The following is a 12,260-nucleotide window of genomic DNA, read 5'->3' as shown; positions in this document are numbered from 1 at the left end:
TAACCTTTCGGCCGCCCGAAGCGTCCTGTCTGTAGACCGACCGGCCAGGGGGAGACCGGGCCGAGCCGGCGCGGGGGCCTCCCGCTGCCGTGTGCCCGCCGGGCGGTCCGGATCGCCCCACCGGCCGACCGGCCACCGGGGCAGGAGACTGGGCGGACCACCATGACGAGCGTTGAGCCGATACCCGGCGGTCGGGCGGCCGCCCGGCGTGCCCGGCAGGGCGACGGTTCCCAGCGGCGGCCGCGCAAGCGCCGCTGGCTGCGCATCGTGGCGATCACCACCGGCGCCACCGTGGTGGCGGGTTGCGGCGCCGGCTACCTGTACTACCAGCACCTCAACGGCAACATCCGGGCCGGCACCAAGAACCTGACGGACGAACAGGGCAACCGCACCGCACCGGACGCCAAGGGCCGGACCCCGCTCAACATCCTCATGATCGGCACCGACAGCCGCGGCTCCGCCGAGAACGTGGCGCTCGGCGGCTCGGCCGACGAGGCCTCGCGCCCCGGCCTGGCGGACGTCCAGATGCTGCTGCACGTCTCCGCCGACCGCACCAACGCCTCGATGATCAGCATCCCGCGCGACACCATGGTGACGATCCCGACCTGTCACGACGACAAGGGCAAGACCTACAAGTCGACCACCCACACCCCGATCAACGAGGCACTCTCCCGCGGTGGCCCGGGCTGCGTCCTCGGCACCTGGATCGGCCTGACCGGCCTCGACATCGACCACTACATGATGGTCGACTTCGGCGGTGTCGTCCGGATGGCCGACGCCATCGGCGGCGTGCCCGTCTGCGTGGACCGCAACATGTGGGACCGCTACCGGCCCGGCCACGGCGGCACCGACCTCAAGCTGCCCAAGGGGACCACCAAGGTGAAGGGCGAGGACGCCCTCAAGTGGCTGCGCACCCGCGACGCCTGGGGCTCCGACATCGGCCGCACCAAGGCGCAGCACATGTACCTCAGCTCGATGACCCGCGAGCTGAAGGCCAGCGGCCGGCTCTCCGACCCGGGGCAGCTGATGTCGCTCGCCGAGGCGGCCACCAAGTCGCTCAGCGTCGACAACGACCTCGCCGACCTGAAGAAGCTCTACGACCTCGGCAACGAGCTGAAGCAGGTGCCGACCGAGCGGACCACGACCCTGACCGTGCCGGTGATCGCGGACCCGCAGAACCCCTCGGCCAAGCTGCTCCTCAAGCAGCCCGACGTGGAGCAGATCTGGAAGATGCTGCTCGCGGACGCCCCGCTGGACGACAAGGGCCCGGCCGCGGCGGTGTCCGCCTCCCCGACCCCGTCCGCCGTGCCCTCACCGGCCACCGGTGCCGACGCGCCCGCGAAGAGCACCGTCGCGGTGACCGTGCAGAACGGCACCGGCGTCACCAACCGGGCCGGCGACATCAAGAAGGCACTGGTCGTGGCCGGCTTCACCAAGGCGACGACGGCGCCCGGCGGCGGCGCCCGGGACACCACCCGGCTGACCTACGGCGCGGGCCAGCTGGCCAAGGCGCAGGTGGTGGCCGCCGCGCTCGGCCTACCGGCGAGCGCCCTGGTGGAGGCCGGCACGTCCACGACGCTCAGCCTGGTGATCGGCGCGGACTGGAAGAGCGGCACCACCTTCGCCCCGGCGACCGCGCCGACCGCGCTGCCGACCTCCGTCGAGGCCGACACCTCGGACAACGACAAGAACTGCATGACCGTCGTCCCGCAGGGCGGCCTCTACACCTACTGACGCCGGCTCAGGCCGACGGCCCGTCGCACCCGCCCTCCGCGAGCGGGGACAGCAGGCCGTCGGCCTCGGCGTAGCGCTCACCGGTGCGCGGGCAGCGCCAGAGGCCGTCGCCGGCGGGCTCCAGCGGCTCGCCGGCCCGGCCGACCCACTTGATCCGGCGGGCCGGCACCCCGGCCACCAGCGCGAAGTCGGGGACGTCCCGGTGCACCACCGCGCCGGCCGCGACCAGCGCCCAGCGGCCCACCGTCACCCCGGCGACCACCACCGCGCGGCCGCCGATCGAACAGCCCCGGCGGAGCGTCACCCCGCGGGCCTGCCAGTCGTCGCCGCGCTTCAGCCGTCCCTCGGGGTCGACCGAGCGCGGGTAGAGGTCGTTGGTGAGCACCGCGGCCGGGCCGACGAAGACACCGTCCTCGACCACCGCGGGCTCGTAGACCAGCGCGTGGTTCTGCAGCTTGACCCGGTCCCCCAGGCGCACCCCGGGCCCGACGTAGGCGCCGCGGCCGATGATGCACTCGGCACCGATCTCCGCGTGCTCGCGGACCTGCGCGAGGTGCCACACGGTGCTGCCGGGGCCGATCACGGCCCGCTCGTCGACATCGGCACTCGGCTCGATCCGAACGTCCGCGCCGGTACCGGCCGCCGCCCCCTCGGTGATCCCCATGGCGCCGAAGATAGCGGCGGGCGGCGCGGCGGGGAGGTGTTTCGCCCGGACCGGGCGGCCCGCGACGGCTTCACCGGCGGCAGGCTGCGGCGTCGCCCCGGCCGGGCGGGCGGTCGGGCAGGCCGCGGTGCAGCGGCCCGCCCGACCGAATACGGGTCAGGCCTTCTCGGTCCGCGGGGTCATCGGCTCGGGGCGCTTGCTGGCGATCACCCGGCGGGCGAGGCTGCGCGGCGAGGTGAGGAAGCCGAAGCCCCAGCTCATGTGCATGGTGGCGAGCGCCACCGGCAGCTGGAGGCGGGCCTTCGCGGAGAGCCCGCGGCCCTCCCGGACCGAACCGGCGAGGATGCCGAGCACGTAGCCGCCCGGGACGACCAGGAACACCGGGTGCAGTGCGGCACCCAGCCCCAGGCCGGCCAGGCAGGCCAGCAGGGCGGCCGGCGGAGCCAGGTAGCGCAGGTTCACCGAGCCGCGGTGGTAGCGGGTGACCACCCGGCGCCAGCGGCCGTAGTCCTTGTACTGCTTGGCGAGCGCCCGCACGCTGGGCCGCGGCCGGTAGGTGACCTTCAGCTGCGGGGTGAACCAGATCAGGCCGCCGTCCTGGCGGATGCGGTAGTTCAGCTCCCAGTCCTGGGCGCGGATGAACTCCTCGTTGTAGCCGCCCTGCTGCTCCAGCACCTCGCGGCGGAAGACGCCGAGGTAGACGGTGTCGGCCGGGCCGGCCAGGCCGCCGGTGTGGAAGGCCGCGTTGCCGACCCCGATCTTGGAGGTCATGGCGGCCGCGACCGCCTTCTCCCACTCGGTCTCGCCCTCGGCGTGCATGATGCCGCCGACGTTGGCGGCGTCCATCTCGCCGAGCAGCCGGACGGCGGTGTCGACGTAGCCCGGCGTCAGCAGACCGTGCCCGTCGACCCGTACCACGATCGGGTGGCGCGAGCCGCGGATAGCGGCGTTCAGCCCGGCCGGGGTGCGGCCGGTGGGGTTGGGCACCGTCTTGACCCGCGGATCCTCGGCGACCAGCTCGGCGGCGATCTCGTCCGTCCGGTCGGTGGACGGGCCGAGTGCGATCACCACCTCGAGGTCGCCGGCGTACTCCTGCTCCAGGATGTGCCGGACGGCGGTGCGCAGGTGTCGTTCCTCGTTGAGCACCGGCATGATCACGGAGACCGCCGGCAGCTCCTCAGCAGCCTTGGTGTTCATCGCGCCCCACGGTACCGGCGCCGCCCCGGCGATGTCAGACGAGGGTCCTCCGGCGGCCCCCAGCGCGCGCCCGGACCCGTGCGACGGAACGTTTCGCCGACCCGGGTGATCGGCGGCGCGCCGTGCCGCGGGCGGGCCCGCGGCGGCCCTACCATCCCGAAGATGTCCACCTCGCGCCGTCCCGGACCACCGCCGCCCCGCCGGGCGCGTGGGCACTCCGGCGGCCAGGCCCAGCGGGGCACCGGCCACGGCGGTTCGGGCCGCGGCGGATCCGGCGGCGGCAGGCGAACGGGCCACGGGGGCGCCGGCCGCGGCGGTCCCCCTCCCCCGGCCGCGGGCCGGGCACGGAGGAAGGAGTTACCGCGGCGCTGGGGCCGCTTGGCGGCCGGTGCGGTCTCCCTGGCGGTGCTCGCCACCTCCTGTGGGGGCTGGGCGGTCCTGCACGGGGTGGGCGACGCGATCCAGCGGGTCGACGCCATCGGCGGCACCGACCGGCCCGCCGACGAGGGCCTCACCACCTTCCTGGTGGCCGGCACCGACGACCGCGAGGGCATCCCGGAGACCACCCTCAAGAACGTGCTGCACGCGGGCGGCGAGTCCTGCCACTGCACCGACACCCTAATGGTCGTGCAGCTCGCCGGGAACGGCGGCCGGGCCACCGTGGTCAGCATCCCCCGCGACTCGTACGTGGAGATCCCGGCCCACCAGGACCCGGCCACCCACCGCCCGGTGCCGGCCGCCAAGGGCAAGATCAACGCGGCCTACGGGATGGGCGGTGCGCCGTTGACCGTCCGTACCGTCGAGCAGGCCACCGGGCTGCGGATCGACCACTACCTGCAGATCGACTTCCTCGGCTTCGTCGGCGCGGTGGACGCGCTCGGCGGCGTCGAGGTCTGCACCGCGAAGCCGCTCAAGGACCCGTACTCGGGGCTCGACCTGCCGGCCGGCACCAGCAGGCTGGACGGCGCGGGCGCCCTCAAGTACGTACGGGCCCGGCATGTGGACGGCAGCTCCGACCTCGGCCGGATGCACCGGCAGCAGCGCTTCGTCGCCCAGCTGCTGCGGCAGGCCACCGCGCAGGACGTGCTGCTCGACCCGGCCCGGCTCGGCTCGGTGCTCGGCAGCGCGCTGAAGTCCGTCAAGGCCGACAAGGGCCTCTCCACCGGCGCGCTCATCGACTTCGCGAGCCGGCTCAAGGACCTCTCGGCGGCCTCCGCCGACTTCGCGACGGTGCCGGTGTCCGACGTGGACCACCAGGTGCCCGGGTGGGGATCGACCGTGCTGTGGGACGCCAGGGCGGCGAAGGCGCTGTTCGACACCGTCCGGCAGGGGAAGCCTCTGACGGAGCACCCTGCCCCGGCGACCCAGGCGAGTCCGGCAGCGGCCCCGGCCGGGACCGTCCCCGCCGGGCAGATCCGGGTCCAGGTGCTGAACGGGACCGGCCAGACCGGGCTCGGCTTCCGGGTCGACGAGGAACTGCGCCGGGCGGGCTTCGCCACCACCGGCACCCCCTCCAACGCGGACGGCGCCAACGCGCGCACCGCCGTCCGCTACGACCCGCGCTGGGACGAGTCGGCGAGGACCCTCGCCGGCGCCCTGCCCGGCGTTGAACTCGTCCCCGTCCCGGGTCTCGGGGCCACCCTGCAGCTCGTGGTCGGCGGCGACTACCGCGGACCGGCCGCGCCCTCGGCGGCACCCTCCAACGCATCCTCCGCCCCGGCTCCCGCGGCGACCCCGGCCTCACCGTCGGCGTCCGCCTCCGCCGGCCCCACCGTGGCGGCGGAGACCGGCAGCGAGATCAGCTGCCGCTGAGTGTCCGGCCGGTACCGGTGCGCGGGCATGCCGAAGGGGCCGGGCGCTCGGCCCGGCCCCTTCGGTGCCGCGGTCCCCCGTCGGCAGTGCCGTTACCGGGGGGCGGCTCCCCCGTGGGTGGTGCGGTCAGTCGGTGGCGATGGCGGCCAGGATGTTCATCCGGCCGGCCCGGAAGGCCGGGAGGAGGGCGGCGAGGAGGCCGACCACCGCCGAGGCGATCAGGATGCCGATGATGGTGCCGGTCGGGACGGTCAGGGTGTCCAGGCCCTGGGTGGACAGCACCTCGCGGGAGGTGATGCCCCAGGCGAGGCCGAGGCCGGTGCCGAGGAGGGCGCCGAAGACGGCGATCACCACGGACTCCAGGCGGACCATCCGGCGCAGCTGCCGGCGGGAGAGGCCGATCGCCCGGAGGAGGCCGATCTCGCGGGTCCGTTCGACCACCGAGAGGGCGAGCGTGTTGACGACGCCGAGGACGGCGACCACGATCGCGAGGCCGAGCAGGCCGTAGACCATGTAGAGCAGCTGGTTGACCTGCTGCTGGATCAGGTCCTTGTAGCCGGCCTGGTCGCGGACGCTGATCTGCGGGTAGGCCTCCAGGGACTTCTGAAGGGCGGTCAGCGTCGTGTCCGGGTCGGCGCCGGGCGCCGCCTTGCCGTACAGCTGGACGGTGGCCGGCAGCTCCTTCTCCGGGACGGCCTTGGTGACGGTGTCGAGGTTGACGATGTAGGCGCCGGCGAACATCGACTCACCGGAGGAGGTGATCTGACCGATCGGCAGGGACTGGGTGCGGCCGTGGCCGTAGTCGGCCTTGACCGGGTCGCCGATCTTGAGGTGGTGCTTGGTGGCCCAGTCCTCGGGGACGGCGATGCCTCCGTCGAAGGCGGCGGTGAGGCTGCCGGCGGCGGTCTTGAGGCGGAAGTCCTCGGTGAACGTCCGGGTGGCGGAGATCAGGTCGGTCTTGGTGGTGGTGCCGTCCGGGGCGGTGATGATCGCGGGCACCTCCTTGGCCTCGGTGAGGTGGGCGATGCCCGGGGTGGCCTTGGCCGCGGCGACCATGGCCGGGGTGAGGCCGGTGCCCATCCCGTTGCCGGCGACGATGTAGTCGGCGCCGACGGTCTTGTCGATCTGGGCGTTGGCCGAGCTGACCATCGAGGAGGTCACCACGGAGGCGCCGGTGACCAGGGCGAGGCCGATCATCAGGGCGGCGGCGGTGGCGCCGGTGCGGCGCGGGTTGCGCATCGCGTTGCGCTGGGCGAGCTTGCCGGACGGGCCGAACAGGGCCGGCAGGACGGCGCCCAGCACCCGGATGATGCCGGTGGCCAGCAGCGGGCCGACGATCACGAAGCCGATCAAGCTGAGCAGGACGCCGAGGCCGAGCCACTGGCCGCCGGTGGCGGCCTTGTCGGCGGTGGCCGCGGCGGCCAGGCTCGCCGCGCCCAGGCCGGTGACGGCCAGGCCGACGACGGCGCGGATGCGGTTGGCGGAGGCCTCGGCCGGGGTGCCGTGGTCGCGCAGGGCGGCCATCGGGGAGATCCGGCCGGCCCGGCGGGCCGGGATCCAGGCGGCGAGGACGGTGATCAGGATGCCGACCGTGTAGGAGGCGGCCGGGACCGTCCAGGTGATGTCCAGCGAGGAGGCGTCGAGGTTCATCCCGACGGCCTTCATGAGCTGGATCAGCAGGGTGGCGAGGCCGAGGCCGGCCGCCAGGCCGAGGGTGGAGCCGAGCACGCCGAGGATCAGCGCCTCGACCAGCACCGAGCGGTTGACCTGGCTGCGGCTGCCGCCGATGGCGCGCAGCAGGCCGATCTCGCGGGTGCGCTGGGCGACCAGCATCGAGAAGGTGTTGATGATCAGGAAGCCGCCGACCAGCAGCGAGATGCCGGCGAAGCCGAGCATGGCGTACTTCATGAAGTTGAGGAAGGAGCCGACGCCCTTGTTGTTCTCGGCCTTCTGCTCGGCGGCCGTCTTGGCGTCGTAGCCGCTGCCGAGCGCGGAGAGCGCCTGCTGCTTGAGCTGGTCGTTGCTGCGGCTGCCGTCGCCGAAGACCTCGACGGTGGTGTAGGCGGTGGTGCCGAGGAGGTCCTGCTGGGCGGTCGGGGTGTCCAGGAAGGCCAGCGCCGCACCGGGGTTGGTCGTCCGGAAGGTGACGATGCCGGAGATGGTGAAGTCGTAGCTGCCGCTCATGGTGATGACGCGCAGCGGGCTGCCGAGCTTGAGGCCGGCCTTCTTGGCGGTGTCGGCGTCGAGCATGACCTGGCCGGCGCCCTTGGGGGCGCTGCCGGAGGTGATGTCGACGGAGTTGCGCGGGGTGTCGACCCAGTTGCCGGTGAGCGTGGGCGCGCCGGAGGTCGGGCCGACGGACTTGTTGGTGGCCGGGTCGACCAGGGTGGCGCTCTGCACGAAGACCTGGCCGAGGGCGGTCTTCACGCCGGGCAGGCCGGCGAGCTTCTGCACGGTGTCGACGGGGACGGTGGCGACCTTGCCGCCCCGCTCCTCGCCGGCGTCGAGGTCGTCCTTGGCCTGGCCGACGCTCAGGTCGGAGGCGGTGGAGGCGAAGAGGCGGTCGAAGGTGCCGGTGGCGGTGTTGGAGAAGACGAGCGTGCCGGACACGAAGGCGACGGACAGCACGACGGCGATCAGTGAGAGGACCATGCGCCCCTTGTGGGCGAAGAAGCTCCGTAGCGAGGTCTTGAGCAGCATCGGTGTGTCCCCCGGCTCAGCTGGTGCGCTTGCCGTCGAAGCGGCGCATGCGCTCGAGGACGGAGTCGGCGGTGGGGGCCTGCATCTCGTCGACGATCCGGCCGTCGGCGAGGAACAGCACGCGGTCCGCGTAGCCGGCGGCGACCGGGTCGTGGGTGACCATGACGATGGTCTGGCCCAGCTCGTCGACCGAGCGGCGCAGGAAGGTGAGGATCTCGGCGCCGGAGCGGGAGTCGAGGTTGCCGGTGGGCTCGTCGCCGAAGATGATCTCGGGCCGGGCGGCGAGCGCGCGGGCGACCGCGACGCGCTGCTGCTGGCCGCCGGAGAGCTGGGTCGGCCGGTGCTTGAGGCGATCGGCGAGGCCGACCGTCTCGACCACCTGGTCGAGCCAGGCGGTGTCGGGCTTGCGGCCGGCGATGTCCATCGGGAGCGTGATGTTCTCCAGTGCGTTCAGCGTGGGCAGCAGGTTGAACGCCTGGAAGATGAAGCCGATCTTGTCCCGGCGGAGCCGGGTGAGCTGCTTGTCCTTGAGGCCGGTGATCTCGGCGTCGCCGATCCAGATGCGCCCGTCGGTGACCGTGTCGAGGCCGGCCAGGCAGTGCATCAGGGTCGACTTGCCGGAGCCCGAGGGGCCCATGATCGCGGTGAACCGCCCGCGGTGGATGTCCACGTCGACGGTGTCGAGGGCCGTGACCCGGGTCTCCCCGGCGCCGTAGGCCTTGGTCACCTGGCGTGCGGAGGCGGCGAAGGCGCCCTGCCCGCCGGGCAGCTGGTGGTCATGCACGGCTTTGGCTGCCGTCGTCACTGGGATCTCCTCGGTACGTCGTCCACCCGTCGCCCCACAGCCTGCCAACGGTCAGCGGTGCTGCGACATGGTGCAGACAACCGTCTTCGAGGTGGGGCCAGCACCACCCCGGAAGGAGGAGCGGTCTGTAGGAACCACGTTAGGAGCGGGGGGTGGCGGTCTCGTCCTCCGCCGGGAGGAAGCCGGTTGACCGGGAGATGTACGGGGTGCGGCCGCCCTCCCCCTAGGGGACCGCTCCCCGGTACCAGGGTCAGCCGGCGGCCACCAGCTCGCCGGTGCGGGCGAGCGCCGCGGCGAAGCCGTCGACGACCGGGGTGAGCAGCAGGTCCGTCTCCGGTTCGACGGCGGTGGTGCCGTCCTCGCGGACGGTGATGTGGCGGTCGAGGACGAACCAGCCCTGGGTGATGTGTCCGGCGCCCATCGAGCTGAGCACCGGCCGCAGCGCGTAGTCCACGGCGAGGACGTGCGCGGGCGAGCCGCCGGTGGCGAGCGGCAGGACGGCCTTGCCGCTCAGCGCGTACTGCGGCAGGACGTCGAGCAGGGCCTTGAGGAGTCCGGAGTAGGCGGCCTTGTAGACGGGCGTGCCGATGACGATGCCGTCGGCCTCGGCGAAGAGGTCCAGGGCCCGGGCTATCGCGGGGTTCGCGGTGTCGGCGGAGAGCAGGGCCTCGGCGGGCAGGCTGCGGGCCTCGAAGGGGACGACCTCGTGGCCGTGCGCGGTGAGGCGGGCGTCGACGTGGCGGAGCAGCCGGGTGGTGCGGGAGGTCGGCGACGGGGAGCCGGAGACGGACAGGACGGTGGCCATGGGGTTCACCTCGGGTCTTGGCGGGCCGCCCTGCGGGCGGGACCTGCGTGCGGGCGGGGGCCCGGCGGGCTCGGAAGCGGTGCGGTGCTGCGCGGCGCGGCGCGCACCGCCGTGGGGGCGGTGCGGGGGCGCGGGGTGCGCGGTGCTGGGAAGGGTGTCGGCGAACGGTCAGCCACGACACAGCGAGCGGGCCACACGCAGCAGGTCGACGTGCCGCCGACGCGTGAGAATCCTTCGCTGTCCCATGGCGACTAGGCAAGCACGGGCCGTTTCGGCCGGTCAAGGTTGGTTCCAGCAGGTGAACATTCCGCCGATCCGTCCGCGCCGTGCATCAAATCGGATACAAGGGGCTCCGGGGCGGGGGCCGGACAACTGCGGCGTGCCGGTTTCGGGCATCCTCTCCCACATGAACACGTGGCAGGAGGACCGCCCGGGGGGCGGGGGCGCGTACGGGCAGGGCGACGGCGGGTACCGCCAGGGCGGTGCGGCGGCCGAGCCGCCGCTGCCGCCGGAGCTCAACCCGCGCGGCGCCGGTGCGGGTGTGCCGCAGGGCGGTCGGGGCGGCCACGGGGGTGCCGCCGTCCCGCCGCAGCAGGGCTACGGTCGGCCTCAGCAGGAGCAGTGGCAGGTGCCGCAGCAGCAGTCCGGCCACGGCCGTCCGGCGGCGCCGGGCGCTCCGGGTGCTCCCGCTCAGCCGGTCGGCCCGGGTGGTCCGGGCGGGGCCGGCGGTCCGGGTGGTCCGGGCGGTCCGAGACCGGCGGGGCAGGCCGCGCGCTGGCCGCGCAGCCGGAAGATCAAGGTGGGCGCGCTGGCGCTGGTCGGCGCGCTGCTGGTGACCGGCGTCGGCACCTACGTGTGGGCCGACTCCCAGCTGAACCACGAGAACGTGCTGGCCCCGTACGACGGCCGCCCGGCGGCGGGCAAGGGCACCAACTGGCTGATCGTCGGCTCGGACAGCCGGCAGGGGCTGTCGGACGCGGACGAGGACGCGCTGCACACCGGTTCGGCGCAGGGCAAGCGCAGCGACTCGATGATGCTGCTGCACATCGGCGACAACGGGAACACCCTGATGTCGATCCCGCGCGACTCCTGGGTGACGATCCCGGCGCACCAGGACACCAGTGGCAGCGGCAAGTCCATCCCGGCGGCGACCTCGAAGATCAACGCGGCCTTCGCGCGCGGCGGCGGCCGGCTGCTGGTGCAGACGGTGGAGTCGAACACCGGTGTGCACATCGACCACTACGCGGAGATCGGCTTCGCCGGCTTCGTCGGCATCGTCGACTCGGTCGGCGGCGTGGACATGTGCATCGATCAGCCCGTCAAGGACCGGGACTCGGGCCTCGACCTGAAGGCGGGCTGCCAGACGCTGGACGGCAAGCAGTCGCTGGCGTTCGTCCGGCAGCGGCACCAGATGGCCGACCAGGACCTCGGCCGGATGCGCAACCAGCAGAAGTTCCTGAGCGCGCTGGCGAGCCAGGCGGCGTCCCCGGCGACGCTGCTCAACCCGTTCACCTTCTACCCGATGGTGAGCTCCGGTCTCGGCACCCTGATCGTGGACGAGGACGCCGGGCTGACCGACCTCGGCTCGCTGTTCCTGGCGATGAAGGGCGTGTCCGGCGGCAGCGGCAAAAGCATCACGGTGCCGATCGGCAACCCGGACTTCCGCACCCCGACCGGCGAGTCGGCGGTCAAGTGGGACGCCGCCAAGTCCAAGCAGGTCTTCGACGCCTTCAAGAACGACACCGCGGTGCCGGACCTCAAGAAGTAGGCGCGGCCGGCACTCCGGCAGCGCCCGTGCGGGGCCGCGCGCCGTCCGGAAGGGCGGTGCGCGGCCCCGCACGCCGCTTTCCGGCACGGTGCGTCGCCACTCGGTCACAATGTGCCGCATGTCTCTGGTGACGTCCCTGATCTACCGCCGCCGCCACCCGCTGCTGGGCCGCCTCGTCCAGGAGGTGCTGGCGCTGTACGGCATGGAGGTGCCGGCCGCCGTCGAGATCGGCCCCGGGCTGACGGTGTTCCACCGCGGGTTCGGCACGGTGCTGCACCCGTACACCACGATCGGCGCCGGGGTGACGCTGTACAACGGGGTCACCGTCGGCCGGGCCGACCCGTGGGTGCCGCAGGAGCGGAGCGCGATGCGGCGGGTGGTGCTGGAGGACGGGGTGGTGGTCTGCGCCGGCGCGAAGATCGTCTGCAGGGAGGGCGTGCTGACGGTCGGCGCGGGCACGATCGTCGGCGCCAACGCGGTGCTCACCCGCTCCACCGGCCGCGGCGAGGTCTGGGCCGGCGTCCCGGCGCGCCGCGTCGGCATGCGGGAGCGGCCGCGGACGCACGAGGCCCCCGGCCGGGCGAGCGGCGGGCTCGTCCGGCCGGAGGCCTCCTGAGGCGCGTCCCGGGGGTTACGGGAGGTTGCGGGCCATGACGATGCGCTGGACCTGGTTGGTGCCCTCGTAGATCTGGGTGATCTTGGCGTCGCGCATCATCCGCTCGACCGGGTAGTCGCGGGTGTAGCCGTAGCCGCCGAGCAGCTGGACGGCGTCGGT

Annotated in this window: 10 protein-coding genes; 4 read left to right on the top strand and 6 right to left on the bottom strand. The window is 73.4% G+C overall.

The annotated features are described in order from the left end of the window. Positions 1-162: 162 nt before the first annotated feature. Positions 163-1,734 (top strand): LCP family protein, encoded by a 1,572-nt coding sequence (locus AB0P35_RS34865; protein ID WP_363518948.1) that lies wholly within the window; start codon positions 163-165, stop codon positions 1,732-1,734. A 7-nt stretch (positions 1,735-1,741) separates the two neighbouring features. On the opposite strand, the gene AB0P35_RS34860 is transcribed toward AB0P35_RS34865, so the two are convergent. Both AB0P35_RS34860 and AB0P35_RS34855 read right to left on the bottom strand, forming a co-directional pair. Next, positions 1,742-2,398: an acyltransferase gene (locus AB0P35_RS34860; RefSeq protein ID WP_363518945.1), complete on the bottom strand. Its 657-nt coding sequence runs from the start codon at positions 2,396-2,398 to the stop codon at positions 1,742-1,744. A 156-nt stretch (positions 2,399-2,554) separates the two neighbouring features. Continuing rightward, positions 2,555-3,595 (bottom strand): glycosyltransferase family 2 protein, encoded by a 1,041-nt coding sequence (locus AB0P35_RS34855; RefSeq protein ID WP_095874607.1) that lies wholly within the window; start codon positions 3,593-3,595, stop codon positions 2,555-2,557. Between the two features lie 378 nt (positions 3,596-3,973). Here AB0P35_RS34855 and AB0P35_RS34850 point away from each other — a divergent pair, with 378 nt between their 5' ends. Then, positions 3,974-5,407 carry an LCP family protein gene (locus AB0P35_RS34850; protein ID WP_363518941.1) on the top strand — a complete coding sequence of 478 codons (1,434 nt, stop codon included), beginning with the start codon at positions 3,974-3,976 and terminating at the stop codon, positions 5,405-5,407. 126 nt (positions 5,408-5,533) lie between these two features. Here AB0P35_RS34850 and AB0P35_RS34845 read toward each other — a convergent pair whose 3' ends face one another. The 3 genes from AB0P35_RS34845 to ssuE form a co-directional block, all read right to left on the bottom strand. Next, the gene (locus tag AB0P35_RS34845; protein WP_363518939.1) at positions 5,534-8,107 is read right to left on the bottom strand and encodes an FtsX-like permease family protein; all 2,574 of its coding nucleotides are present in this window, start codon (positions 8,105-8,107) and stop codon (positions 5,534-5,536) included. A gap of 16 nt (positions 8,108-8,123) precedes the next feature. Beyond that, on the bottom strand, positions 8,124-8,912 hold the full coding sequence (locus tag AB0P35_RS34840; RefSeq protein ID WP_257019173.1) for an ABC transporter ATP-binding protein: 789 nt from the start codon (positions 8,910-8,912) through the stop codon (positions 8,124-8,126). A 250-nt stretch (positions 8,913-9,162) separates the two neighbouring features. Further along, positions 9,163-9,717, bottom strand: a complete 555-nt coding sequence (gene ssuE / locus AB0P35_RS34835; RefSeq protein WP_095874603.1) for an NADPH-dependent FMN reductase — start codon at positions 9,715-9,717, stop codon at positions 9,163-9,165. Positions 9,718-10,123: 406 nt separating this feature from the next. Here ssuE and AB0P35_RS34830 point away from each other — a divergent pair, with 406 nt between their 5' ends. Together AB0P35_RS34830 and AB0P35_RS34825 are read left to right on the top strand one after the other, a co-directional pair. Then, positions 10,124-11,485, top strand: coding sequence for an LCP family protein (locus tag AB0P35_RS34830; RefSeq protein ID WP_363518934.1), 1,362 nt, complete (start codon positions 10,124-10,126; stop codon positions 11,483-11,485). A gap of 118 nt (positions 11,486-11,603) precedes the next feature. Continuing rightward, positions 11,604-12,101, top strand: coding sequence for a hypothetical protein (locus AB0P35_RS34825; RefSeq protein ID WP_363518931.1), 498 nt, complete (start codon positions 11,604-11,606; stop codon positions 12,099-12,101). 15 nt (positions 12,102-12,116) lie between these two features. On the opposite strand, the gene AB0P35_RS34820 is transcribed toward AB0P35_RS34825, so the two are convergent. After that, positions 12,117-12,260: acyl-CoA dehydrogenase family protein (locus AB0P35_RS34820; RefSeq protein ID WP_267884010.1), on the bottom strand; the 144-nt coding region annotated here is incomplete at its 5' end.

It is taken from the genome of Kitasatospora sp. NPDC085879, from assembly GCF_040686255.1.
GTDB lineage: Bacteria > Actinomycetota > Actinomycetes > Streptomycetales > Streptomycetaceae > Kitasatospora.
Note: the sequence above shows the minus strand (reverse complement) of the source record. Positions and strands in the feature narration are given on the sequence as shown.

Excerpts from the sequence above, each read along its gene's own strand:
- AB0P35_RS34865 (WP_363518948.1), top strand. The coding sequence starts at position 163 with ATGACGAGCGTTGAGCCGATACCCGGCGGTCGGGCGGCCGCCCGGCGT.
- AB0P35_RS34860 (WP_363518945.1), bottom strand. The coding sequence starts at position 2,398 with ATGGGGATCACCGAGGGGGCGGCGGCCGGTACCGGCGCGGACGTTCGG.
- AB0P35_RS34855 (WP_095874607.1), bottom strand. The coding sequence starts at position 3,595 with ATGAACACCAAGGCTGCTGAGGAGCTGCCGGCGGTCTCCGTGATCATG.
- AB0P35_RS34845 (WP_363518939.1), bottom strand. The coding sequence starts at position 8,107 with ATGCTGCTCAAGACCTCGCTACGGAGCTTCTTCGCCCACAAGGGGCGC.
- ssuE (WP_095874603.1), bottom strand. The coding sequence starts at position 9,717 with ATGGCCACCGTCCTGTCCGTCTCCGGCTCCCCGTCGCCGACCTCCCGC.
- AB0P35_RS34830 (WP_363518934.1), top strand. The coding sequence starts at position 10,124 with ATGAACACGTGGCAGGAGGACCGCCCGGGGGGCGGGGGCGCGTACGGG.
- AB0P35_RS34825 (WP_363518931.1), top strand. The coding sequence starts at position 11,604 with ATGTCTCTGGTGACGTCCCTGATCTACCGCCGCCGCCACCCGCTGCTG.